This window comes from Paenibacillus sp. FSL H8-0282 (genome assembly GCF_037963825.1).
Lineage (GTDB): Bacteria > Bacillota > Bacilli > Paenibacillales > Paenibacillaceae > Paenibacillus_AQ > Paenibacillus_AQ odorifer.
Genome location: NZ_CP150146.1, coordinates 1,943,897 through 1,968,781, shown reverse-complemented (window position 1 = coordinate 1,968,781; position 24,885 = coordinate 1,943,897). Strand labels below are relative to the sequence as shown.

General features: G+C 44.7%; 19 protein-coding genes. 4 read left to right on the top strand and 15 right to left on the bottom strand.

The window, feature by feature from the left end:
• Nucleotides 1–512 precede the first annotated feature (512 nt).
• A complete protein-coding gene (locus NST94_RS08450) occupies nt 513–2,408 on the bottom strand; it encodes a PrkA family serine protein kinase (RefSeq protein WP_036684429.1) in 1,896 nt (631 codons plus the stop codon).
• A gap of 194 nt (nt 2,409–2,602) precedes the next feature.
• Here NST94_RS08450 and NST94_RS08445 point away from each other — a divergent pair, with 194 nt between their 5' ends.
• Nucleotides 2,603–3,577, top strand: a complete 975-nt coding sequence (locus NST94_RS08445) for a DUF2161 family putative PD-(D/E)XK-type phosphodiesterase (RefSeq protein ID WP_339281871.1) — start codon at nt 2,603–2,605, stop codon at nt 3,575–3,577.
• Nucleotides 3,578–4,557: 980 nt separating this feature from the next.
• On the opposite strand, the gene NST94_RS08440 is transcribed toward NST94_RS08445, so the two are convergent.
• Together NST94_RS08440 and NST94_RS08435 are read right to left on the bottom strand one after the other, a co-directional pair.
• Nucleotides 4,558–5,775: a PLP-dependent aminotransferase family protein gene (locus NST94_RS08440; protein WP_076184673.1), complete on the bottom strand. Its 1,218-nt coding sequence runs from the start codon at nt 5,773–5,775 to the stop codon at nt 4,558–4,560.
• Nucleotides 5,776–5,919: 144 nt separating this feature from the next.
• Entirely contained in the window at nt 5,920–6,576 is a 657-nt protein-coding gene (locus NST94_RS08435) for a response regulator transcription factor (RefSeq protein ID WP_036684433.1), read from the bottom strand.
• Between the two features lie 284 nt (nt 6,577–6,860).
• Between NST94_RS08435 and NST94_RS08430 the strand changes: the two genes are divergently transcribed.
• A complete protein-coding gene (locus NST94_RS08430; RefSeq protein ID WP_036684435.1) occupies nt 6,861–7,268 on the top strand; it encodes a hypothetical protein in 408 nt (135 codons plus the stop codon).
• Nucleotides 7,265–8,329 carry a phosphodiester glycosidase family protein gene (locus tag NST94_RS08425; RefSeq protein ID WP_143766386.1) on the top strand — a complete coding sequence of 355 codons (1,065 nt, stop codon included), beginning with the start codon at nt 7,265–7,267 and terminating at the stop codon, nt 8,327–8,329. The genes NST94_RS08430 and NST94_RS08425 overlap by 4 nt, the downstream gene beginning before the upstream one ends.
• A 347-nt stretch (nt 8,330–8,676) precedes the next feature.
• On the opposite strand, the gene NST94_RS08420 is transcribed toward NST94_RS08425, so the two are convergent.
• The 8 genes from NST94_RS08420 to NST94_RS08385 all read right to left on the bottom strand — a co-directional run bounded on the left by NST94_RS08420 (nt 8,677) and on the right by NST94_RS08385 (nt 17,836).
• Entirely contained in the window at nt 8,677–8,931 is a 255-nt protein-coding gene (locus NST94_RS08420; protein WP_036684437.1) for an AbrB/MazE/SpoVT family DNA-binding domain-containing protein, read from the bottom strand.
• A gap of 126 nt (nt 8,932–9,057) precedes the next feature.
• Entirely contained in the window at nt 9,058–9,522 is a 465-nt protein-coding gene (gene trmL / locus NST94_RS08415) for a tRNA (uridine(34)/cytosine(34)/5-carboxymethylaminomethyluridine(34)-2'-O)-methyltransferase TrmL (protein ID WP_076218323.1), read from the bottom strand.
• Nucleotides 9,523–9,646: 124 nt separating this feature from the next.
• A complete protein-coding gene (gene serC, locus NST94_RS08410) occupies nt 9,647–10,735 on the bottom strand; it encodes a 3-phosphoserine/phosphohydroxythreonine transaminase (protein ID WP_076141387.1) in 1,089 nt (362 codons plus the stop codon).
• Nucleotides 10,736–10,841: 106 nt separating this feature from the next.
• On the bottom strand, nt 10,842–11,729 hold the full coding sequence (locus NST94_RS08405; RefSeq protein ID WP_339247464.1) for a hypothetical protein: 888 nt from the start codon (nt 11,727–11,729) through the stop codon (nt 10,842–10,844).
• A gap of 111 nt (nt 11,730–11,840) precedes the next feature.
• Entirely contained in the window at nt 11,841–14,579 is a 2,739-nt protein-coding gene (locus NST94_RS08400; protein ID WP_339281870.1) for a cellobiose phosphorylase, read from the bottom strand.
• Between the two features lie 29 nt (nt 14,580–14,608).
• Entirely contained in the window at nt 14,609–15,445 is an 837-nt protein-coding gene (locus NST94_RS08395) for a carbohydrate ABC transporter permease (protein WP_036684447.1), read from the bottom strand.
• Nucleotides 15,445–16,338 (bottom strand): sugar ABC transporter permease, encoded by an 894-nt coding sequence (locus tag NST94_RS08390; protein WP_076126435.1) that lies wholly within the window; start codon nt 16,336–16,338, stop codon nt 15,445–15,447. Before NST94_RS08390 ends, NST94_RS08395 begins: the two co-directional genes overlap by 1 nt.
• A 127-nt stretch (nt 16,339–16,465) precedes the next feature.
• Nucleotides 16,466–17,836 carry an extracellular solute-binding protein gene (locus NST94_RS08385; RefSeq protein WP_076126433.1) on the bottom strand — a complete coding sequence of 457 codons (1,371 nt, stop codon included), beginning with the start codon at nt 17,834–17,836 and terminating at the stop codon, nt 16,466–16,468.
• Nucleotides 17,837–18,212: 376 nt separating this feature from the next.
• On the opposite strand from NST94_RS08385, the gene NST94_RS08380 reads away from it, so the two are divergent.
• A complete protein-coding gene (locus NST94_RS08380) occupies nt 18,213–19,247 on the top strand; it encodes a LacI family DNA-binding transcriptional regulator (RefSeq protein WP_076101584.1) in 1,035 nt (344 codons plus the stop codon).
• 136 nt (nt 19,248–19,383) lie between these two features.
• Here NST94_RS08380 and glnA read toward each other — a convergent pair whose 3' ends face one another.
• From glnA to NST94_RS08360, 4 genes are all read right to left on the bottom strand, one after another.
• Nucleotides 19,384–20,808, bottom strand: coding sequence for a type I glutamate--ammonia ligase (gene glnA / locus NST94_RS08375; protein WP_036684454.1), 1,425 nt, complete (start codon nt 20,806–20,808; stop codon nt 19,384–19,386).
• 283 nt (nt 20,809–21,091) lie between these two features.
• Nucleotides 21,092–22,138 carry a 3-deoxy-7-phosphoheptulonate synthase gene (gene aroF / locus NST94_RS08370; RefSeq protein ID WP_076281065.1) on the bottom strand — a complete coding sequence of 349 codons (1,047 nt, stop codon included), beginning with the start codon at nt 22,136–22,138 and terminating at the stop codon, nt 21,092–21,094.
• 264 nt (nt 22,139–22,402) lie between these two features.
• On the bottom strand, nt 22,403–23,359 hold the full coding sequence (locus NST94_RS08365; RefSeq protein ID WP_076126427.1) for a 4-hydroxy-3-methylbut-2-enyl diphosphate reductase: 957 nt from the start codon (nt 23,357–23,359) through the stop codon (nt 22,403–22,405).
• A 59-nt stretch (nt 23,360–23,418) separates the two neighbouring features.
• On the bottom strand, nt 23,419–24,885 hold the full coding sequence (locus NST94_RS08360) for a HAMP domain-containing sensor histidine kinase (RefSeq protein ID WP_076126425.1): 1,467 nt from the start codon (nt 24,883–24,885) through the stop codon (nt 23,419–23,421).

Below are 24,885 nucleotides of genomic sequence, written 5' to 3'. Positions count from 1 at the left end.
TGCATTATTGCCTGTATAAAAAAACAGAGCAGTGATCCTCCATTTACAAAAGGATCATAACTCTGCGTATTCTTAGTCACCATCATTTTGGGTAAGCCTCGAAGTAGACAACGCTGGATTCACGTAACCTACTTACTCTTCCGTTCAGTTGCTCCCTACGACTGACTAAAGGACCCAGATGACGTTATTTGCAAAAATATCGCCTTTTGAGCGGAGTTTCGGACTCCACTGCAGCTATTACTCAAAAAAAGGCTCATATTTAGGGTTTTTCCTGCTAATAGCGACCATGGGGTCCGATAGCCTGCGAAATATACTCAAAATCTACGTTTAGGGTCACCTGTATCCTTTAGCAACTTCCTACGCACAACAGCCACATTAGTCAGACGGGTTGCGGCGTTTAGATTAACATTAGGAGGGTAAAAGGAGGAAGATACAACATGGAAGGGCAAAAAAAGAGTGCTCCACAGCCATGTTCATGGCTTTTGGAACACCCCGCATAAATGAATTCTTTTTTAACGGTTAAGCAGACTTCCCACGTATTTCAGCAGCTCGTTGGCGCAGATTGGGCAGTAGTGATGCCCATCAATAAGTCTGGCGCATACCTCATTGATTCGTTTGAGCTGACTTTCATCAGGTGTTTTGGACGAGGTGGTGATTTTGACAATATCTTTGAGGTCTGTGAACAGCTTTTTCTCAATCGCTTCACGCAGGCGGTCGTGGTTGTTGTACTCGAATTTCTTCCCTTTGCGTGAATACGCGGAAATCCGGATCAGGATCTCTTCACGGAACGCTTTTTTTGCATTCTCAGAGATTCCAATTTGCTCTTCAATCGAACGCATTAACCGCTCATCCGGCTCCATTTCCTCATCCGTCAGCGGATCACGAATTTTCGACCAATTGCAGAAAGCTTCGATATTATCTAGATAATTTTCAAAAAGTGTCTTTGCAGATTCCTCAAAGGAGTAGACAAATGCCTTTTGTACTTCGCTTTTCGCTAAAATATCATATTCCTTGCGGGCAATGGAGATGAAGTTCAAATAACGCTCCCGCTCCTCTTTTGTAATCGACGGATGCTGATCCAGGCCATCCTTTATCGCCCGCAGGACATCCAGTGCGTTCATGCACTGCAGATCTCCTTTGATCAGAGCGCTGGAAATGCGGTTGATAACATAACGCGGATCAATTCCGGACATGCCCTCATCTAAATACTCCGTTTGCATCTCCTTAAGATCGGCCTCTTTATAGCCCTCGACCTCTTCACCATCGTACATCCGCAGCTTTTTGATCAGATCCATACCTTGTTTTTTGCTTTCTTTAAGACGGGTTAGGATGGAAAAAATAGCGGCGGCACGCAGCGCATGTGGTGCAATATGCACATGACTCATATCACTCTGGGCGATCAGCTTCGCGTAGATTTTTTCCTCTTCCGAAACTCTGAGGTTATACGGAACAGGCATAACAATCATACGGGACTGGAGCGCTTCATTCTTTTTATTAGAAATAAACGACTTATACTCGGTTTCATTTGTATGAGCAATTATCATTTCGTCCGCACTTATCAACGCGAAGCGGCCAGCCTTGAAATTGCCTTCTTGCGTCAGTGAAAGCAGGTTCCATAAAAACTTTTCGTCGCATTTGAGCATTTCCTGAAATTCCATCAGCCCACGGTTAGCCTTGTTCAACTCCCCATCAAAACGGTAAGCGCGTGGATCAGATTCCGAACCAAATTCAGTAATGGTCGAAAAATCAATACTTCCTGTCAAATCGGCGATATCCTGAGACTTCGGATCAGATGGACTAAAAGTACCAATCCCTACCCGCTCTTCTTCTGACAGAATAACACGCGTCACCTTAACCTGCTCAATGTCGCCAGCATAATCATTTCTTAGACGCATCTGGCAGGATGGGCACAAGTTGCCCTCAATACGTACACCAAGTTCCTTCTCAATCTCCGGACGGAGCTCCAGCGGGATCAAATGCAGCGGGTCCTCATGCATCGGGCAGCCCTCTATTGCGTATACCGCACCCGCATCTGTGCGCGAGTACTGTTCCAAACCACGTTTAAGCAGCGTGACCAGGGTCGATTTCCCCCCACTGACAGGTCCCATCAATAACAAAATCCGTTTGCGAACATCAAGCCGACGTGCTGCAGAGTGAAAATATTCCTCGACCAACTTTTCGACTGCACGATCAAGTCCAAAAATCTCCTGTTCAAAAAACTTATACCGTTTGCGTCCGTTTATGTCCTCTACGCCGTGCGACTTAATCATGTCATAAACGCGGGAGTGAGCGGTTTTTGCGGGAGAGGGGTCTTTTCTCAACAGTTCTATATACTGCTTGAAGGTGCCGCTCCACGCCAACCGGTCGTTCTCAGCCCGATACGAAGCTATACGCTCAAAAATGTCCATTGCTCGCTGCCTCCTCTTGCGCTCCTACTTGCTCTTCTACTTGCTCTCCTATAGCGTTAAAAAGTGTATTACATACCTATGCGGCAAGCGCGGAATAGTTGACCTCTTTTTTACTGTGCTATAATAGAGAATCAGAAAATGGCTGTAAAACCTTATTGGGAAACCCGAAAATAAAGGCCTACGGGAGTGACAAGATGGCGGTACGACATGAAACGGAGCTGTATGCTCCTTTGAAGATTTTTTTTGAAAAGCAGGGTTACAGCATCAAAGGTGAGGTTCGGACCTGCGATTTGGTGGGGATTCGGGAGGACGTTGAGCATCCTCTGATCGTGGAGATGAAAAAATCATTCAATCTCGCCTTGCTGCTGCAAGGGGTAGAACGGTTGAAGCTCAGTCCTACCGTCTATCTCGCAGTGGAACGTGTCCGTGATAAAAAAGGAGCGGTGAACCAGCGCTGGGGCGAGCTTAGCGGATTATGCCGCCGGCTCGGTCTTGGGCTGATCACTGTTATCTTTTATAAGACCAAAGCACCGCTGGTCGAGGTGCTCGTAGAGCCAGACGAGAAGCCGCCTGCGCAGCGCAGCAATAAGCGGCGGCGCGAGCGCCTGCTCTATGAGTTCCGCGAGCGCAGCGGAGACTACAACACCGGCGGCAGCACGCGCGTCAAGCTCGTGACGGCCTACCGCGAGAAAGCGCTGCGTGTCGCGCTTTCTCTGCAAGCAGCGGAGGCGGACGCCGCCGCCGCTGCAGAGAAGGCAGCTGCGAAGGCTTCGCTCGCAGCTGCCAAACGTTCAGCGGCGGGCACCGCTGAACAGGTTCCGGCGCTGAGCTCAGCGCCGGAGAGCCGTGCTGCCGGGGACGCGGCAGCACGGGAGGCAGCGGCGGTAGGCACGCGAAGCGGTGCCCCTAGCGCTGCCTCAAGCACGCTTCCAGCGGCCGTATTGGCCGCAGGAAGCGCTCCCCGCTCGGCCGGCATCACTCCGGCCGAGCTGCGGAAGCGTAGCGGCGTACCCACCGCCGCCGCTATGCTTCAGAACAACTACTACGGCTGGTTTCACCGGGTAAGCCGTGGGCGTTACACCCTAACCCCAGCCGGTCATGCGGCGCTGGTGGAATATGCCGCGATAACAAGCGGCGTACCCAATAACAGCAATCATCCCATTAATTAGCTAACCTAGCCGGGACAGTACTTCTATCGACTATTTCTTTTTAGTCGGGTCTTATTCTTTTAGCTCGGTTCTAATCATTTACTCAGACTTTAAACTTATTATTCTGATGCACACATAACATGTGTAAATAACGCCAAAAAGCATCCCACCTACGGGATGCTTTTTCGTATGTCTAATCTTATTTAAATCCTATCTCTGTGCATTCCATGTTCTTAACTTACACTTAACATATTAGTATCTGGTGCGTACCACGCTCTTACTACACTCATACCACATTTAGATTACATTTTTAACACACTAGTATCTCATACGTACCATGTCTTATTTTACTCATATCTCATTAGTACTCATACATACCACATTCGTATTACATTCTTACCGCGTGTTTAACTCGCTCTTCCCACGTTCGCAAATCATTCTCATCACATTAGTAACTCATTCGTCCACATTCAGATTTCATTCGCGTTCGTATCTCACTCTTACCACGTTCATATCTCTGCGTACCTCATCCGGCTCTAAGTGCCTGTACTTATTTAACTTATTTACACTCTCGAACACGAGCCTTATTTACTAATTACTATTTTCTCTACTCTTGCTTTAACAAGCTACTCTTGCTGAATCATTCAAAGCAAAATAAGCTTTAAAAACACCATTCCGAAAAAGGCACACTAAGTTATTAGGGAAATCCTCCCCAATATTCTTCGATTCACACGCTAAAAACCGCATTTTAGGGAAATCTTCCCTGATTTTCGCCAGATTTACCCCTAAAACGGGGAATCCCTTGATTTTTTAGGGAGAAATTCCCTAAACAGTCCATTTTAGAGTTCAAATCGACCAGTTTTAGGGAGGATTTCCCTAATTAATCTCACATCACGAACTTCGTCTTGCCCGACTTGTAATTCTGTCCTTGTTTTAGCTCTAAAAGTGTCTTGTGTTATCATTCATTTCAATCATTTCATTCCCAACTTTCATTCCACTACCTAACTCCGTGCTGTGAACTCCTTAACCGCTTCGCTCATCAGATTCATGCCAAGCAGCAGCTCATCCCGGCCGGGATGGCTAAAGTTAAGGCGAAGGTGATTGCTGACTCCATCTACACTACATAACGGACCTGGCAAAAAAGCCACTCCCTTACCTAGCGCACATTTGAGCAACGCCATAACATCCATTCCCTCTGGTGGTGCGACCCACAGGAACATGCCTCCTGATGGAAGGTCATAGTAGCTGCCCTTCCAAGCAGGCCGCTTGAGCAGTTCCACCATAAGCTTCAGACGGGTGTTATACTCTCGATTCAGCTGCGCGATATGCTCACGCAGATCAAACGCAGACACATCCAATAAATGATGCAGCAGCCGCTGATTTAATGCGCTCGACTGCCAATCGGCCATCTGCTTAGCCGCAGACATCATTCTGATCAAGACTCGGCTGCCTGCCGCCCAGCCCGTCCGCAGCGCGGGCGCAACGGTCTTGCTGAACGAACCGATATAAAGCACGTGTCCGCCATCGCTGATATTTTCCAGTGCATACAAAGACGGATATCTTTTAGCCTTTTGTTCACCCTGCTTCTGGAAGTGCAAATCCCCATAAGAATCATCTTCCACAATCAAGATGTTATATGCGATACATAAATCCAATACTGCGCGGCGTCTCTCCAGACTCCATAAAATGCCGCTTGGATTAGTAAAGCTAGGGGTTGCGAACAGCATTTTCGGCTTATGCAGCTCAATCTGGCTCCGCAAATGCTCCGGATCAAGCCCGTCCAAATCACCCTGTACAGGAATAATAACGGCCCCCTGCATCCGAAGAGTCTGCAAAAATCCTGGTGAGGTCGGATTTTCTACTAATACACGATCTCCTGGATCAATATACACCCGCGACAACAAATCAATGGCTTGCTGGCTACCCGTTGTTAGCAGAACTCCACCCTCAACAACATTTACCCCTTTTTCTTTAAGCCAATCCCCTGCGAGCCACTCCCGAAGCGGTCCGTACCCTGCAGGATCACCATATTGCAGTGCTCCCGCATCTGCTGAAATCACCGTAGATGCTGCTTCAGCAAGCAGTGACAATGGGAATAGTTCTTCCGCTGGTAATTCTTCAGCTAGCGATATCATGGAGCTTCTCCGTGTTTGGGTGCGGATACTAAGAAGCGATGACGACAACAATGTGTGTGCGCGAGCAGAAAATTCGTAAATCATGCGAAATCCCCCTTCCCTGTTACCAAGTAGAAACGGCTTCGTCATCCTCATCCAAGGATGGGATGGTTACCCATTCAACATGATATCCTTACTTCTACTCCAAGAATATTCCACCCCATACGTCATTATGTCGTAAAGCGTGGGTTAGGCGTAGATTTGCCTGTTTTGTCTTGAGAAGAGCGCGAATTTCTCAATCGCTTGTGCCCGGGTCGAAACATCTAGCTTTACATAGATTTTGCGCAAATAATTATCAATGGACCGACGGCTTACCGCAATTTCAAGCGCAATTTTATCGTAGGTAATCCCTTGAACGATTCGCTCCATGATAAACATCTCTGTCTCCGTCAGTTGCAGAACATCATCTAATCCTTTAAATGTCGAAATCGGCCAAGCTCCTTTTTCAATCCATTCCAACGGCATTGAAAGAAAACCCTCCCGTAAACCCAGGATCAGCTGTAAAAGCTGACGGGGAGAAGCTCCCTTCGAGAATATCCCGCTGGCTCCTAGTTCTACGAGGGGCTGAAGCAGTTCTCGCCCGTCTTCGTCTGTCATCACGACAAAATGTGAGTTTGGTGAGCTTTTTTTCATATTTAACAGCACACTCTCAATATTCCCCTCAGGCATATGATAATCTACTAGCACTAGCTCGGGATTTTTTTCCCTTACGATGGTAGCGCCTTCGTCCCAAGTGGAATACATTCCCAGAACCTTAAGCCCCTCTTCCTCTTCCAAAATCAATTTTGTCCCCAGCATACTTGTAGGATGACACCCCACAATGACCACCTGCCAAACCTTCATCATTAATGCCCTGACCCCCTGCTCTATATATAATCATCTAGAAAGGAAAGCGCCGCAGCGTTTCCGGTTAAAACGCAAGCAAGGCTGTATGATGACTTGTCTGTATAATCTCTAGCTGGTTACCTTGTGTACGTCTATCAGAATTCCAATCTATAGAAATTGTATCGCAGTAGTTTAATAGGATGCAATTACTTTTTCTAGTTTTCATACTCTCTTACATTTTTGCGAATCTTGTCAAAGTCTGATAGAATGGGGACTTGAAAAAAAGACCAACCCGAGGTGATAAAATGCAACCGCTAGCGGAAACGTCCCCGGTACGCTCGCGCTCTACTACTGCGAGAAACGGCCCTTCCGTAAAATGGTTTTTACTGTTCTGGATTATGATGATCGGACTCGGCGTATATGCTGTATACAGCTACACGAACCATCTGAAGCAACAGGTGCTTACCGAACTTAGTACTCAGAGCCAGCAGCAGCTTACCGTTTTGAAGACCGACTATGAAGCAAAAATTGCCGTTCTCTCTGAAGAAGTGAAGGAATTGCAGAATACAGTGCAAAGCTTTAACGAACTATTAACCTTCACTAAAGATAATGCTAGTGCCAAGACAGATAACAGCAACAAGCTATATACGCAATTGAGTGAGGTAAGCAAACAGTTAGAAGCATTGAAGAAAGAAATGGATCTGATCAAATGATGACGCCAGTCAAAAGAGTAAACCGCTTCTTCATGCTTCTAACTGCACCGTTCATAGGCTTGTTTATTTGTATGTCGTGGTATCGACCACCGCTACAGCTAGACCTTGATGTAGGACAATTCACACCAAGCGCTGGGCCAGTGAATGAAACAGCTTCCTTAAAAAAAGAGCTGACGCTGGCAGAGGCCTCCGCAGCTTACACCATTGATGCTGTCAGCGCTAGTGCCAAGCTATATAAAGAGACTACCACTACGATGAATAAGCTGGTCGAAACAGCACAGACTCAAGCGAACCGGCCTGAACTGATCTATAACCGCAGGATTTCAGCCAAGCTTGGTATACCTTCAGAGATCGTTACTAGCGACCGTATAAGAGTTGAGTTATATCGATTGAATCCAGGAAACTACAAAGCTTATGCGTTGAAAATCAAATTGAAGGACCCGACCGCTATGAAGATGAGCTTGGCGGAGACAGCCTCCGGTGCGGAAACTACTATGCATGCCGTACAGCGTAATGGTGCCATTGCTGGTATTAATGCGGGCGGCTTTGCAGATCAATCCGGAAAACGTTATCCCTTAAGCACAACTGTAGTGGATGGAAAGTATTTATACGGTTTTGAGCCCACGTACAAGGACCTAAGTTTTGTTGGGCTGAACAAATCCGGGCAATTAATCGGAGGGAAATTCTACAGTCGCGCACAATTAGATCAGCTAGATCCGGTATTCGGCGCCACCTTTGTGCCTGTCCTCCTTAAAAACAACATCAAAACACCCATACCCGAAAAGTGGAAAACATCCCCTAATCGGGCACCACGTACCGTGATCGGCAAATATAAAGATGATCAGATCCTGCTTTTTGTAGCGGATGGATATAATGAGTATGGCAGCTCTGGTGCACAGCTGGAGGAGATTCAGAACAAATTATCGAATATGGGTCTCGTAGATGCTTATAATTTAGATGGTGGTGGCTCTTCCTCATTGATCTTTAACGGAAGAGTTATCAATAAACCATCCGATGGAAATCTAAGAGCTGTGCCAACGAATTTTCTGTTTTTTAAATAATATAGTAAATTGTCTATGTAACATATCACATTTGCGTTTATTTTTATTAAATTGCAGGTTATAATCTTGATAACGAATACATTCGCTATTGGAGGTGCCAGTATGTCGTTCTCATTAACCTTTTGGATCGTAATGTTCGTATTTGTGTTATTTACGGTCGGCATCCTTACCTCATCTTACAACGACGACAAAACAAAAGGCCTATAAAGCCGATATGTCCCTGCAGCCACTTGGTGCGGGGGCATTTTTTGTATACATAAAAAAACTGCCCCCCAAGTAGAAGAGTTCTACGAAGAGGACAGTTTTTTTATAAGCTCTTGGCTGTCAAAATTCAAAATATGTACTTCTTAGGCATGTCTTGGCAATTGAGTCATTTCAGAAAGGCATGCAGAACAAATATAACGATCTTTATATTCGCTTACACCATCCATCGATCCACAGAAAACACATTTTGGACGGTAACGCTCCAAGATGATATGGTCACCCTGTACCAAAATTTCAACCGGGTCGCCTTCATTCATCTGATACCTTTTACGCAGGGACTTAGGCAGAACAATTCTACCCAACTGATCCACTTTGCGAACTACACCAGCAGGTTTCATAACTAACGTACACCTCTCCTGTTCAAGAAAAATTATTTAGTAGCTACTACTTATTTCGGCTCTTTCAATATATTTCGTTACCTAATTGTCGAATCCTGCTGAAAAAAATAAAAAATTTGTCTTTTTTTAAATAAGATTAGGGAAATCCAATTGTCGAAGCGCCTCGTACACAATAATTGCTGCCGAATTGGATAAATTCAGAGATCTCACAGCATCACTCATTGGCATGCGCATTTTTGTTTCTTTACCTGCTTCTAGAATCTCTGCAGAAAGCCCCTTCGTTTCCTTGCCAAAAACAAAAAAATCGCCATCTTGGAACTTAAAGTCGCTGTATCTTTTCTCTGCTTTCGTCGTTGCGTAAAAGAAACGCCCCTCGCTATATTTCTCCAAAACCTCAGCAAAGGAGTCGTGATATTCAATAGTAACAGCATGCCAATAGTCTAATCCTGCTCTTTTTAATGTAGCATCGTCAGTACGGAATCCGAGTGGACGAACCAAGTGAAGATGAGTGCCGGTAGCGGCGCAAGTACGCGCAATGTTGCCAGTATTGGCCGGAATTTCCGGCTCGACTAATACGATATGGAGTGCCATTATATGGTTCCTTCCTCTCTAAAGGCTTAATAGCCAGATGTTTTACTCTAGTGCCTAACCATAGCTTCTCCAAACAAACTGAAAACCTTCCACCAAGAAGGCGGAAGGTTATAGATAGAATTCATTAACCTTGAGTTTGCCGGAAATGGTTCATGAAATCGGATAGTGCTTTTACACTTTCGTAAGGAACTGCATTGTAGATGGAAGCACGCAAGCCCCCAACACTGCGGTGACCCTTTAAGCCGACAAAACCTTCCAGTTCAGCAGCTTTGACAAACTGCTTTTCGAGTTCTTCTGATTGCATCCGGAAAGTAACGTTCATAATAGAGCGGCTGCCTTGTTCTGCAACACCACGGTAGAAACCGTCACTTCCATCGATGTGATCATATAACAGACCCGATTTTTCAAGGTTCTTGGAATGGATGCCAGCTAAGCCGCCTTGCTCCTCAATCCATTTTAATACTTCGTTCACCATATATACAGAGAAAGATGGAGGTGTATTGTAAAGAGAGTTATTCTTATAATGAGTGCTGTAACGCATGATAGTAGGAATGTTAGAAGGTGATTCTGCAAGCAATTCTTCTTTCGCGATAACTACAGTCACGCCTGAAGGTCCAAGGTTCTTTTGTGCTCCGGCATAGATCATTCCGAATTGGTTCACATCGATTGGACGGCAAAGTATATCACTAGACATATCCGCGATTAACGGAATCGAGCCTGCATCCGGAAATTCTGCATATTGCGTTCCTTCAATGGTCTCGTTGGAAGTAACATGAAGGTAAGCAGCATTCTCCGCAGCTTTGATCGAACTTAATTCAGGTATAGCCAAGAATTTCTTATCTTCGGAAGAAGCAGCAACATGAGCGCCTCCTACCAATTTGGCTTCTTTATAAGCTTTATCTGCCCAGCTACCTGTCATTACATAGCTACCTACTTGGCCTTCGGAAATCAAGTTCATAGGGATCATTGCAAACTGCGTGCTTGCTCCGCCTTGTAAGAACAATACCTTATAGCCCTTCGGATTGCCGAGGAGTGAAAGCAGACGTTCCTGCGCTTCATTATGCACGGATTCGTAAATTGCACCACGGTGCGACATCTCCATGATAGACATTCCACTTTCCCGGAAATCAACAAACTCCGCTTGTGCGCGTTCCAGTACCGTAAGCGGCAATGCTGCCGGTCCGGCATTAAAATTGTATGCTCTCTTATTCAAAACTGCTCCCCACCCTTTCTCTCCTATCAATATGGATATGGTTATGATAGCAATATTCTCCCGCACCAGCAAGTATAATTATTCACATAAAAGGTTAAGACGGTACTCATTTCGCAGTGAAAAACCGGTAAGATCGGCGCCAGCTCTTGCTTTGACGCGGTAAAAGACTAATGTTCACAAATACTTCAGGAGAGACTACATGACCTTCTCCCCACAGGGCCATACGTTCTACTGGAAAGTCCCCACTCTCTCGCACGCCTGTTCCACTAGGCTTATGAACCAACTCCCAGGTGAACTCATTTTCCTGACCTTCCCAACCGCTCAACTTGCAATAAAAGGGTTTATCCGGTTCCTTTGACCAAGTAAGGGTATTCCCGGATACCTCTAGCAATTCTTTCGTATAGGAGGATTCTGGTTCTACTACCTTGAGTTCCCTCGGAAGACGCAGTTCGAAATCCTGCCCAATATTCAACCCGTCGATTCCGATGAAGTTGTGAATATATTCCTCCGTATGGAAAGGCTTTTGCCCTTTGTTATGCAGTTCATATGCAATTATTAATTGATCCCTCTGTAAAGAAATCGTTTTGGTTAGCTGCACAGCATATCCGTTGCTTTCCATCGGGTGGATCGTATAGGTGACCGCATCATTCCCTGCTTCGATATCCTTACTAAAAGAGGTTAAGGGGAACTCCTCATTGAAACTGTATAATGGGGAATTTCCTTTTTGTAACAATCCGACTCCGATTTTTGGAAACCAGCCTCCGATTGGTGCTTCATCATATCCAATTGCCCGGGAAATGCCAAACTCATTACAAAGCCCCTTGCCCCCAGTTCCTTCGCCTGGCTTCAAGCTTTCCGGCACACAAAACGTATGTTTCCCCTCTTCTAATGTCACCTGTGTAATAAATCCTGTCCAGTCAAAACGTGTGCCCTTATACTCTCCGATATCAGCGATATCGACAGTTAATATGCCATTTGACAGTCTGTAACCCATACCTAACGCGCCCTTTCGTTCATTGTTACAATGAATAAATATTCATTATTGAAAAAAACGTCTGCAGCCGCTATGAATAACGGTGCAGACGTCTTAAAATATCGTATAAAGCTACGCCAATGTCACTTCAATCAAGTGGCATTTCTCTGTCTGCAGAGAGAGCAACTCTTCACGCGGAATAATCGCACTTCCTGAGCCGCGCTGCAGCGTCACCTCGCTGCCATTCAGGGTAACAGCGTGTATTTGGTACTCCCCGTAGTTTAAGCTTCCTGTGGCTTTATAGACCACTTCAAACTCGCGATCCGCGAAGATTGTCTTAATAGAGGCTTTTCCCTCAGAATTAAACTGCGCTTTAACAAGCTTCGGTTCCAACAAAAGATCGCCTAGCTTACCTTTTACACCAAATACTTCAGTAACCATAGTTAACAGCAGCCAGCTTGCTGATCCTGTTAAATACGTATACATCCCTCTGCCTTGCTCGTTAATATACTCAGGAATTCCTGGGTATATGCGGGCTTTTGCAAAGTCAGTACTTAAGCTATACAGAGATTCTAATACTTTATGTCCTTCTTTCACATATCCGCGTTTATACAACGCATTGCCATACATGATGGTCATGTGACTGAACATAGCACCGTTCTCTTTATGTCCAAAGGCAAAGCCAAAGGCGCGACCCAGATTCTGCTGGATGCCTCCGAAACGGGAATTAAGTCTGTACCCAATTTTGTCATCCAGTAGATTACGATCCACGGCGGCAATGATATGCGGAATTTGCTCTGGCGCAGCTGCATGACCCATCAGCGGGAATACTTGACCTGTAAGCGTCATTCGAACGCCTTCTGAGAATTCCCCTTCCACTTGTTCTCCATCATTATTATAATAACCGTTAAACCAGCCTCCACCTTGTTCACTTTCCACCCACTCATTGCGGCGCAAGTGATTAAAGATCCACTCTGCTTTTTGTTCCAGATCGTCCGCTACTGTCTCTATGTCGAGTGCTGCACGAATACCGCTAACTTTGTTCGGAGCGGCAGCATAATATTGATTAAGTCTTTCATGCTTGCCTGATACAGATTCATAATCCACTTGCTCACCAAGCGAATCTAGCAATAGTTTCATTTCTTCTGCCAATTCAACTGTCTCTTGCCCTTTAGAAGTCTTTAGCGTACGCAGCACACGAGAAATATCCAATAAGTTACTTGCGTAGAATGCTGTGAAAGCTACACTCTCACCCCGGTCTGCGCCCATATCAAGACCATCATTCCAGTCTGCGCCCTCCAGCAGGATATTATTGTGCTCTCCAACATTAAAGAACGGAACCAGATTTTGCAGCAGGATATGTTCCAGAATCGTACCTTTATAAACCTCACCAGAAGTTGTTCTGAGATCACTTCCTAGCGAGGTATCCCATGAAGTATCACGTTCCTTACAGCGACTCATAAAGGTATCGCGGAAATACGTCTGTTCCTGCAATAAGAAATCAAGATCACCACTCTGATCCAGATATAACATAGTAGTTAAGAACGGCCAAGCCCCATGATCCATCCACACCCGCGGGATGTTGTTACGGTCGGCAATAAATTCACCAGGCTGTTGACCGATAATAGTGGCATTACTACCATCTATTCTTACCCCAGCGTAGTTGTTCAGCAGTAAGCTCCGTACTTCAGCCGGTTCCATAATAAGGAGTGCTAGACAATCCTGCCAAAGATCCCGCCAGCCACGTCCGCCTCTTCCATAATCATGATAAGGCAAGAAGGAGTTACCATAAAGTCTTCTCAGCACGGGTTGAATCGTAACCCATTTCATCCATTGGTCAGCATCTGAATCACCGGTATGAAATTCTACCATATTCACTTTATCTGCCCAGAAGGCTTTAGTCTCCTCAAGCAAATGATCAAAAGCTTCAGATGTACCATATTTGTTCATCAAAGCATCCACGTCAATTCTCTCATTATGGATCGCCATAACTACTATATAAGAATGGCTGTCACCAGGAGACAGAGTAAGCGTCTCGTAACGAAGACCCCCGATAGCCTCATATCCCTCTCTTTGTACGCCTCCGCCCTTGCCAATCTCCGGCGTGTTGTTCAGGATAACAGCTTCCGGCCAATCCAGGCTTCCACCTTCTCCAATGAACTCCTCCTGCACCGGAAAGAACCCCGCAGGTTGACTGCCGTCACCCTCTGCACCAAATACTCCATAAGAAGTGTGATTGATGCGGTGTCCCCGCTCATCAAAGGAGAGTGCAGGCTGAACCTCAACACCATAGGGTGAAGTATAAATCCGGTTAAGCAAGGAGGTTACATGTCTATGATCGCGCAGATCATCCGCCGAACGCGCGTAAATCGGAACTACCGCTGTCGGTGTCAGCGTAATAGCCTCTGCTGCTGTATTGGTCAACGTAACCTTCATTAATTCGACTTTATCATTACCACTTGGCACAAAGCTGGTGATTTCTGCTTTAACACCCATCTCTGCGTTACAACGCGTTACGCGTTGCCACAAGAAACCAGCCTCTAGTACTGCTTCATCAGTAGACGATGTATAAAAATCGGCATTTTGCTTAGCGGAGTTCCCCACTGCCGACCAAGCTCCCTTGCCGTCTACGTATACCCAGAAGTTGCGGGAAGCCCGCGAATTATGCAAATCTTCAACAGATAATGGCGGTGTTAAAAATGAATTATGACCTGTGGTAACCTGACCATGAAGTTTTGGAGTTACTGTCGACATCATTCCCCCTTCATTCACTAGAGGGAAATATAGAAAACTGCTGCGATCCGGTTGCTGAAGCCTGAATTCCCCATCATTTCCGGTGAATTCGAAGCCATGAATTTTATTACGATCCATTCTCTCCATCCTCTCATTTACACAACTACTTAAGCTTTAACCGCACCTGCCAATGCACCGTCAACGATATACTTTTGAATGAAGGTGTATAGGATGATAAGCGGTGCAGATACGATCATGATCCCGCACGCCAACATAGGCCAGTTGTTTCCGTATTGACCGCGGAATTCTTTAAGCCCGAAGGTGATTGGATAGTTTTCTGGACTCGGTAAATACATGACCGGCCCCACGAAGTCATTCCAGATACTAATTGCTGTTAGAATAACACCTGTAGCAATTACTGGTTTCATAAGTGGCATGATGATCTGGAACAAATAACGCATATATCCAGCGCCATCCATACCTGCTGCTTCATCCATCTCCCGGCTAATTCCTTTGATGTAACCTACAAACATCATGAACACGATACCCGTTCCGCCTGTTTTAAGGAGAATGTAACCCAGCTTCGTGTCATAACCTACAAATCCTAGCTCCTGTTTCATGGTAAGCATCAGCTTGAACTGTGCGACCATTGGATTCGGCAGGAACTGAGACATCAAGAAGAACAAATAAATAAATCCGCTCCACTTCACATAATTTCTCGCCACCGGGAAGGCCCCGAATAACGAAACAATTAGGGTCAGCACTGTTGCTACGGCCGTATACAGCAGACTGTTTAAGAAATAATTAGAGAAATTACCCTGTAGCCAAGCTTCTTTATAATTATCCCATTGAATACTTTTTACGAGACCGATAGGATCTAACAGATATTCTGTAAAGGACTTGAATGAAATATTGATTACAAATAACAACGGCATGATATACAAAACAAGCAACACTGCAATCAGAATATAAGAGAGAGTTTTGGCGGTTTTGGAATCCTTCATTAATATTCCACCTCTCTCTTACGCATTTGTTTCACTGCAAATACTACAAACACCAGAATCATAAGGAACTGAACCACGGAAAGCGCGGAAGGAAGTCCCATCTGTAGAGAACCACGGAACGTCTCTTTATAAACGTCATATGCCATCGTTCTTGTGTTAAAGCGACCGTCCGTAGTTGCGAGAATAATATCAAAGGTGGACATCGCACCGATAATAGACAAAATAATGTTAATCGTAAAGGATGGAGCGATAAGTGGGAATGTGATATTTTTAAAAGATTGCCACTTCGTAGTTCCGTCTATATATCCAGCCTCATACAAATCTTTCGGTACGGATTGTAGTCCCGCAAGGAAAATCAACATCGAATATCCCATATACATCCAAATTTGCGTAAATATAATATAACCGAACGCATGAGTGAAGCTTCCAAAGAACATATCTTTATAACCGAACAAAGAATCATACAGTTGGTTAACCGGACCACTCAGCGGATCGAACATCATGCCCCATACCAGTGCAACTACCGCCACACCAAGCACAACCGGTAAAAAGAATACCGCGCGATAGAAATAATCGCCTTTCAGCTTCTGATTGATAACTACGGCCATAAGCAGACCGACACCGTTCTGTACAATGGTTACAATGACCATGAAATAAATAGTACGTATAATGGAATCCCAACGCTCGCCTGAATTTCCTGAGTAAAATACATCATAATAATTGTCAAGGCCTACGAAACTCATCTTGCTTCCAGGAACGTTAGTGATATCTGTAAATGAATAGATGACCGTCATCATAGATGGGCCAAAATAGAAAATTACATACAATGATAATGGAATCATTAGCAGCAGAAGCGGTATATATCGTTTAAAACCTTTCCCGAACGGATACATTTCTCTCACCTACCCAATCCTAATTCAATAAAATGATCGGGGCCTGCACAAAACAGACCCCGAAGCTGTAAAACATGTTTGGTGTACAGTATGTTGTAGATTCTTTTTTATTTATTGGGATAGCTACTTATTTAGGTGCTGCTGCTTCCCATTCTTTTTGTTGTACGTCTGCAAGCTCTTTAGCGGTTTTAAACTCGCCGCCTGGTGCCAAATACTCAGTGTGAACGCCTTCAGCTGCAATGTGTTCACCAACGTTGTCACGGTTAATCATCATAATTTCATAAGCAAGCTCGAAATCTCCAGTCATGTATGGAGCAAGTTCTTTGTCAATAAAATCACTTTCAGTGGCAATATTGTCTTGTGTAGGCAAGAATCCTGCTGCTTTAACATATTCTGTGTAGTTTTCTGGTTCAGAGAAGAATTCCAGCCATTTCAAAGCACCTTCTTTGTTCGGGCCTTTTTCTGCTGCATACCAAGTTACATCGTATTTACCGACAAGAGAATTATTCTTAGCAGCATCTTCTGTAGCTGGGATTGGGAAGTAACCAAATTTCACATCTGGATTTGCTGCCGCGATCGTAGGAGCATCCCAAGTTCCGTCAGCAATCATAGCTGCTTTTCCTGTTGCGAAAAACGAAGGTGCTGTTGCATAGTCGATACCCAAGAAACCGTCGATGATGTAGTTATCTTGAAGCGTCTTCATTTTCTCCAATACTTCTACAGCCTCAGCATCGTTAAATGCCGAAGTTCCCTTCCAAACGCCCTCAATCCATTGTTGTTGGTTGCCGCCACCTAGAATCTTAGCTTGCAAACCGAACACTGGCAGTTTCAATGGCCATACGTCTTTACCAGCCACTACGATTGGAACAATACTCTTAGCTTTCAATGTATCTAGAACACTAATGAACTCTGTCCAAGTTGTAGGTACAGTCAGACCGTTTTGTTCAAAAATTTCTTTATTATAGAAGAATCCTGACATTGCTACTTTACCGGTTGGGATTGCATACACTTTATCTTTATAAGTGCCGGCTTTAGCAATATCATTCGCATTGTAGTTTTTAACGAAAGCTTCGTTGCTCAGATCAGCAATCAGTCCGGAATCAATCCATTGTTGCCAGTCTGGCACTTTCGCACCTGGTGTCCAATCTTTCGGGGACAATCTCATACCGGATAGATCGGCAAGAACATCTACGTCACCAGCTGTAATTCTTGCTCTTTGTGCTTGTTTGAATTCATCATCCGGACCCGTGGTTGTGTACTCCACTTTGTATTCCGGATATTTTTCTTCAAACTTTTTATTAATTTCTGTAATGACCTTGTTAATATTCTCTTGTTTCCAGTGTAAGATCTTAATCACTTTCTTATCACCAGATGCAGGCTTGTTTGTTCCGCTGCCCGGAGTAGCCTCACCATTCGCGTTGTTATTGCTGTTTCCACATGCTGCTAATGAGAGCACTAGCGCTGAGCTCAACAATACCGCAGAAAGCTTCTTTACCATTTTGTTACCCCCCAGATAATTTGTTATGACCCTTTTAACGAAACCACATGCTAATTTCTGAAAATCACGAAACAGTAAGGACGATATCACAGAAAGCGGTTTCGGTGTTTTTATTATTACATCGTTATTTGTCTTTGTAAAGTCTTTTTTCTTTGTTCGTTTTTGAACGTTATTTGAACCGATTATTCAAAAAAACCTTTAAAACCAAGCATAATCCTAGTTTAAGAGTAAACATTCCATTGACTATAATCTTATTGAACTATAAAATAAGTAACGAAACTATTTCGCAAATCATAAATTCAAGTCATAAAAAATAGCCTTGAGTAGATTTTAAACATATATTACGGAACATTTTTCACTATAAGGGGGACTTAATTTGGCCTACAGCATCAAAGATATAGCGAAAATTGCTGGAGTTTCTGTTTCGACAGTATCCAAAATCATTAATAACTACAGTGATATTTCGGAAGATACCAAGACAAGGGTTCAACAAATTATAAAAGAAACTGGATATACCCCCTCCAATTCAGCTAAAACATTGGCTACGAAATCATCCAATCTAATCGGAGTGATTTTTGCCGGAATGCTGAATGTCGACTTTACCCACCCTTTTTTCATTGAGGTGCTAAATTCATTCAAAAAACAAATGGGACTACTAGGTTACGACCTTATCTTTTTTTCCAATGAAAAATTCCAAAGTGGCGATACTAACGATTATCTTGCCCGTTGCCAGCATTTTAATGTAGATGGGTGTGTGCTTCTATCCGGACAGGAGCTAGAAACCTCTATCAGCGAATTAGACAACAGTGCAATTCCGTGTATCGGCGTAGATTTAAAGCTGACCGGTGACAACTCTGGTTTTATCATGTCGGATAATTTCAAAATGTCCTCCAAAGTGGTGGAACACTTTTACTTACTGGGCTATCGAGAGCTTGGCTACATCGGCAGTTCCTCAGATTCAGACATCTCCAATATGCGCGAAAGTGGTTATCGCAAAGCTCTTGAAGATTTAGGACTGCCTATTAACGAGAATTGGTTCTTAAACGGAAGTAACTTCTTTGAGGCCAGCGGGTATGAGACGATGCGTAGAATGATTGAGAATGGAAATTTACCTAGAGCGATCTTCGCGGCGTCGGATCAGCTTGCTATAGGGGCGATGCGTGCCCTTAAAGAGGCTTCTATCGCCGTTCCTGAAACTGTCGCAATTATTGGCTGTGATGATATCGAGGCCTGCAATTATACAACCCCCCTACTGACTACCATCCGCCAAAATAAAGATAAGATCGGTCGCCTAGCAGCGCTAATGCTATATGATCTAATAAACAACCAATCAGGCACGAGTTCTTTCAGCGTGGAGCCAGAGCTTATCATTAGAGAGTCCTGCGGCGCTCCTGAACGGGGGCTAGTGTAGTCTTTCTTAGCATATAGTCATAAGGCACAGTAAAACCCATTACTTTTCCTGATTCATAAAAAAGAAGCTGCCCCAAGTAGAATTCTCTACTTTTGAGACAGCTTCTTTTATTATAAAGATTATAATAGCAGGAATCTTATAGATCGAAGTACAGGGCGTATTCATGTGGATGAACACGAATCGCTACCTCTTGTGCTTCAGAACGTTTCAGAGCAATATAGTTATCGATGAAGTCCTTAGTAAATACGTCGCCTTCTGTTAGGAACTCGTAATCAGCTTCCAAAGAATCAAGCGCTTCGCTCAGGCTGCCTGGAACGCTGCGGATTTTTTCTTTATCTGCATCAGACAATTCATAGATGTTCTTATCCAGAGGACCATAACCCAGTTCTTGCGGGTTAATCTTGTTCTTGATTCCGTCCAGACCTGCCATCAGCATTGCGGAGAATGCCAAGTAAGGGTTAGCTGTGGAATCCGGTGTGCGGAATTCGATACGACAGCCTTTTGGTGTCACAGCTGCTACCGGGATACGAACTGCTGCAGAACGATTTCCTTTGGAGTAAACCAAGTTAACCGGTGCTTCGTAGCCAGGAACCAGACGTTTAAAGGAGTTGGTGCTTGGGTTAGTCAAAGCGATCAATGCTGGTGCATGGTACAAAATACCACCGATATAATGAAGAGCCATTTCGCTCAAGTTAGCATAAGCGCCTTTTTCGTAGAACAAAGGAGTGTCTCCGTCAAAGATGGATTGATGCACGTGCATTCCGCTACCGTTATCACCGAACAGTGGTTTTGGCATGAAGGTTGCTACCTTGCCATACTGACGTGCAGTGTTTTGTACAATATATTTATAAGTCATGAGATTATCAGCAGTTTTCTTCAAGGTATCAAAACGGAAGTTAATTTCCGCTTGACCTGCAGTGGCTACTTCATGGTGATGACGTTCAATGCGTAGTCCAACTTCAGCAAGCAGACGGCACATTTCACTGCGGATATCCTGTTGGGAGTCAACTGGTGCTACAGGAACATATCCGCCTTTAACGCCAACTTTAAATGCCAAGTTGCCGCCCTCTTCTTTACGACCCGTATTCCAAGCCGCTTCTTCAGAATCTACGAAGAATGAGGATCTGTTCATGCCACTTTCGTAACGAACATCGTCAAAGATAAAGAATTCTGATTCAGGCGCGAAGAATGCAGATGTACCTACTCCGCTTTTTTGCAGGAATTCTTCTGCTTTCACAGCAATACCGCGAGGATCGCGCTCATAACGTTCGCCATCAGGAGTGAAAATGTCGCACATCACGTTCAGCGTTGGATGAGCTGTAAACGGATCTATGAATACACTATTCGGATCAGGCATCATAACCATGTCTGATTCTTCAATACCACGGAAACCTTTGATGGAAGAACCGTCGAATGCTACCCCATTTACAAAAGTTTCATCTTCCACTTCAGAAGCTGGCAGAGAGATGTGGTGGGCACGACCACCTAAATCTACGAATCGAAAATCTACCCACTCGATATTGTTCTCTTTAATTGTTTGCAACACTTTTTCAACCGACATGAATTTTTCCTCCCCCAAGTTCCGAACATTAGGCCGCTCACAGTATGCAAATGTTCTTGTTTTAATTTTTTTTGCTGTCGTAATTATAAATCTCATACCTAACATCGTCAATGCTTATGTCAGGTATTTCTTTCAGCAATGTAAGATATTCTAACGCTTTCGTGAAATCTGTTATTTTCGCATATTTCCATGTCACATTTATTTTATCCAACTCCAAAAAAACCCTCTTTTCCCACTAGGTCGCGGGTTAAGAGGGCTTCCGAGGAAGCTATTAGATTAAATTTTATAGGACCGAAACCGTTTCTGGCGAAGTTGAAAACTTACGTCCAACAATTGGAGCCAGCTTTTCCAGATCCTTAAGCAGGTTATCAAACTGATCAGGGAATAACGATTGAACACCATCACCTGTCATGGAATTGTCCGGATCTGTGTGCATTTCAATAATTAGACCATTTGCGCCAGCAGCAACAGAAGCTTTGGCCATAGGCTCAACTAACTCACGACGACCGGTTCCGTGACTTGGATCAGAGATTACTGGAAGATGGCTTAAGCTTTGTAGCACAGGAATAGCCGATAGATCCAGCGTATTACGAGTGTAGGTCTCAAATGTGCGAATCCCGCGCTCACAGAGCATCACATCCTTATTACCGCCTGCCAAAATGTACTCCGCTGCATTGAGCAACTCGTCATAGGTCGCACTGAAGCCACGTTTTAGAAGAACAGGTCTGCCACAGGTCCCCAGCTTGCGCAGCAAATCAAAGTTTTGCATATTCCGTGTACCCACCTGCAGAATATCCGCATGCTCCGCACAGATATCAACATACTCTGGTGTCATAACCTCTGTAATGGTCAACAGCCCATGACGCTTTCCTGCTTCAGCCATCATAGTCAAACCTTCCACACCTACGCCTTGGAAGCTGTACGGTCCTGTACGGGGCTTAAACGCGCCTCCACGAAGTACCTGAGCACCAGACGCTTTAACAAGCCGGGCGATCTCATCAATCTGCTCTGGAGACTCAACGGCGCAAGGTCCGCCCATGATCACCAGGTTTTCTCCACCAATCTTCACACCCTTGATATCAATAATCGTATCCTCAGGATGGAAATCCCGGCTGGCCAGCTTGTAGGATTTGGAGATCTTCACGACGTTCTCTACACCCTTCATTTGCCGCAAATGCTCGGCGAGCTTAGGAGTGACGACTCCCACTAAACCTATCACCGTGTGATCTGCTCCTCTGGAGAGATGCACCTGCAAACCTTCTTTTTCGATTACGGCAATTATATCTTTAACCTGCTCTTCCGGTGTTTGATTTGATGTAATGACGATCATATTTATAACTCCCTCTCTACATTTAAAATTTATAATAATTCCGCTAAGTACTATCGCACTACGACGCGTGTTCGCTTTTAAGCTTTTATGCTTTTAATCACTAAAGCAATTTTACCTCAAAAAACGATTATAGTCAATCTATATTCTAGATTCCTATGCCGGAAGCGTTCTTTCGATAAAAAAGAGCACTTAACCTCGACTGACGAAGTTAAGCGCTCTTGTTGCAGCGTTCATAATATATAAGTTCGAGCCTAGCCCATTACATTAAGTAGTACTTGCACTCTTATTCTTAACCGGTGGCAGCAGCTTCGCCATATTCACTGTACGTTTGATCTCCCACGTCTCCGGATTAGCCGAATCATACTGATCTAAGTAGTTAATCACTTCTTTGGTGATAGGTGTAGGTGTGGACGCGCCAGAAGTGACCCCGACGATATTTACACCCTCTAGCCATTCTGTTTGGAGTTCAGACACATCAGAAATACGATGGGCAGGAACCCCAGCGATTTCTTCCGACACCTGTGCCAGACGATTGGAGTTGTTGCTTCGCGGATCACCGACAACAATCACCAGATCACATTGCCCCGCTTGTTCCGCCACAGCCTCTTGACGTACTTGGGTAGCCATACATATCTCATTATGCACTTCAGCACCTGGGAAGGTCTCTAGAAGCTTTTTCATGATGTGTTTAATATCCCACTGGCTCATAGTAGTCTGATTCGTAATGACAATACGTGAAGAAGAGATGGATAACGTAGCAATCTCATCTTCTTTTTCAATCAGATGCACATGCTCAGGGGCAATACCCACAGCACCCTCCGGTTCCGGATGGCCTTTTTTGCCGATATAAATGACCTCATAACCGTCATCTACTTTTTCCTGAATAAGATCATGGGTCTTCGTGACATCAGGACAGGTAGCGTCGACCGTAGTCAGACCCTTGTCCCTAGCCATCTTGCGTACCTCAGGAGAAACCCCGTGTGCAGTGAATATGACGGTCCCACTATCCACTTTATCCAGAATATCCAGACGATTATGTCCGTCCAAAGTAATAATGCCATCATCTTCGAACGAATTCGTGACATGACTGTTATGAACAATCATACCCAGTATATAAATCGGCCGGGGAAGATCGAGATTTTGCGCAGCCTGCCGTGCCATAACCATTGCATCGACAACTCCGTAACAATATCCCCGGGGAGAGATTTTAATGACTTCCATGAGTTCACCAGCTTTCTGCTTTCATTGACCTCTGTATTAGGACACTTCTAAATTATACCCTATTCCAGCGGCGGAGCAAAGAGAAGCGGCAACCAGATGACAAAAGTGGTCCCCTCACCTTGGCGTGTAACAACCTCCACAGACCCACCATGCTCGTCAATAATCCACTTAGCAATGGATAAGCCAAGCCCAATCCCTTCCGTAATTCCACGCGATTCATCTGCACGATAGAAACGGTCAAAGATATATGGAACCTCATCTTTATCCATACCAATCCCTGTATCAGTGATCCGAATGCCAATCTGATTCTGATAGAAGAGGGTATCCAAACTCACGATGCCTGAAGGCGTGTACTTAAAGGCATTATCAATAAAAATAAAGAGCATTTGCTGTAGATAATCTTTATTCCCAACTATATATTTGCCATTTAAGACTGACATATCACCTGTAACCCACTCGGCTTGACGGGGCAGGAAAGAGGCGCGGCGCGCAATCTCATTCATCATCGGTTCCAGTGCCACGGGCTCTATATCAAAAGTACGTCCAGTATCCGCACGCGCGAGCGAGAGCATATCCGCTACCAAGCGGCTCATACGCTTAGACTCGTCTGCGATATCCTGCACCGATTCAAGCGATAGCTGGCGAATCTCAGCTTCACTCATCTTCCCTTCTCCGGGTTCCATCTCCCAAACCTTTTGCAGCAGATCAATATTTCCGCGGATCGTAGTGAGCGGTGTCCGAAGCTCATGTGAAGCATCTGAAACGAAACGGCGCTGAGCCGCATACGAATCCTCCAGCTCTGTGTAGAACCCTTCCATACGCCCAAGCATACTGTTAACGGTCTCAATAAGTCTTCCTATCTCGTCTGGCGGCCCATCGTATTCAATCCGCGAGCTTAAATCATTCCCCGTCTGAATCCCATTCGCAGCTTCAATTACTTTGCCGATTGGACTCATGGATTTGCGCGCAAGGAACAAACCGAAGGTAAATGCCGCGATCAGGGTAGCAAAAGAACCTACGAGTAGTATATTTTTTAAACGCTCCAAGAGCTTGTCTTCCGAATTTGACGGTGTTGCCACCTGCAGAAGGGCCACAGGACTCTTATTCAAGTCATATATCGGTATCTGATAAACCATCAAATGATATCCGCCAAGCGTAGTCTGTTTGAACCCGTGAGCTTTATCAATATCTTCCAGTTTCGGAACATCGAATTGGATATCTAGATAATGCAAGTTCTCTGACTTTTGCAGGTTCTCATTATTATAGATATAGGTTTGCACCAAAATATTAGCTTCCTCCAGTTTGTTGCCGAAGAAGGGGTTTATGCTCACACTTTGCAATGAACCGTCATACGCCCAGTTAGGATTGAGATTGGTTACAAGCTGCTCACCCTGTTTTTGTATACGATCCTTCAAGTCCCCATAAGTATTAAAATAAACAAAACCGTAAATTGCGGCTGATAAGGCCAGCAGCATAACGGCCAAAATCCCTGAATACCAAGCAGTCAGCCGCAATCTTATAGACAT

Bases quoted from the DNA above. Each gene is read 5' to 3' on its own strand.
- NST94_RS08405 (WP_339247464.1), bottom strand. From the start codon at position 11,729: ATGGGTTACAGACTGTCAAATGGCATATTAACTGTCGATATCGCTGAT.
- NST94_RS08435 (WP_036684433.1), bottom strand. From the start codon at position 6,576: ATGATGAAGGTTTGGCAGGTGGTCATTGTGGGGTGTCATCCTACAAGT.
- NST94_RS08360 (WP_076126425.1), bottom strand. From the start codon at position 24,885: ATGTCTATAAGATTGCGGCTGACTGCTTGGTATTCAGGGATTTTGGCC.
- trmL (WP_076218323.1), bottom strand. From the start codon at position 9,522: ATGGCACTCCATATCGTATTAGTCGAGCCGGAAATTCCGGCCAATACT.
- NST94_RS08400 (WP_339281870.1), bottom strand. From the start codon at position 14,579: ATGGATCGTAATAAAATTCATGGCTTCGAATTCACCGGAAATGATGGG.
- NST94_RS08425 (WP_143766386.1), top strand. From the start codon at position 7,265: ATGATGACGCCAGTCAAAAGAGTAAACCGCTTCTTCATGCTTCTAACT.
- NST94_RS08395 (WP_036684447.1), bottom strand. From the start codon at position 15,445: ATGAAGGATTCCAAAACCGCCAAAACTCTCTCTTATATTCTGATTGCA.
- aroF (WP_076281065.1), bottom strand. From the start codon at position 22,138: ATGATCGTCATTACATCAAATCAAACACCGGAAGAGCAGGTTAAAGAT.
- glnA (WP_036684454.1), bottom strand. From the start codon at position 20,808: ATGTCGGTTGAAAAAGTGTTGCAAACAATTAAAGAGAACAATATCGAG.
- NST94_RS08430 (WP_036684435.1), top strand. From the start codon at position 6,861: ATGCAACCGCTAGCGGAAACGTCCCCGGTACGCTCGCGCTCTACTACT.
- NST94_RS08390 (WP_076126435.1), bottom strand. From the start codon at position 16,338: ATGTATCCGTTCGGGAAAGGTTTTAAACGATATATACCGCTTCTGCTG.
- NST94_RS08385 (WP_076126433.1), bottom strand. From the start codon at position 17,836: ATGGTAAAGAAGCTTTCTGCGGTATTGTTGAGCTCAGCGCTAGTGCTC.
- NST94_RS08365 (WP_076126427.1), bottom strand. From the start codon at position 23,359: ATGGAAGTCATTAAAATCTCTCCCCGGGGATATTGTTACGGAGTTGTC.
- NST94_RS08420 (WP_036684437.1), bottom strand. From the start codon at position 8,931: ATGAAACCTGCTGGTGTAGTTCGCAAAGTGGATCAGTTGGGTAGAATT.
- NST94_RS08445 (WP_339281871.1), top strand. From the start codon at position 2,603: ATGGCGGTACGACATGAAACGGAGCTGTATGCTCCTTTGAAGATTTTT.
- NST94_RS08450 (WP_036684429.1), bottom strand. From the start codon at position 2,408: ATGGACATTTTTGAGCGTATAGCTTCGTATCGGGCTGAGAACGACCGG.
- NST94_RS08440 (WP_076184673.1), bottom strand. From the start codon at position 5,775: ATGATTTACGAATTTTCTGCTCGCGCACACACATTGTTGTCGTCATCG.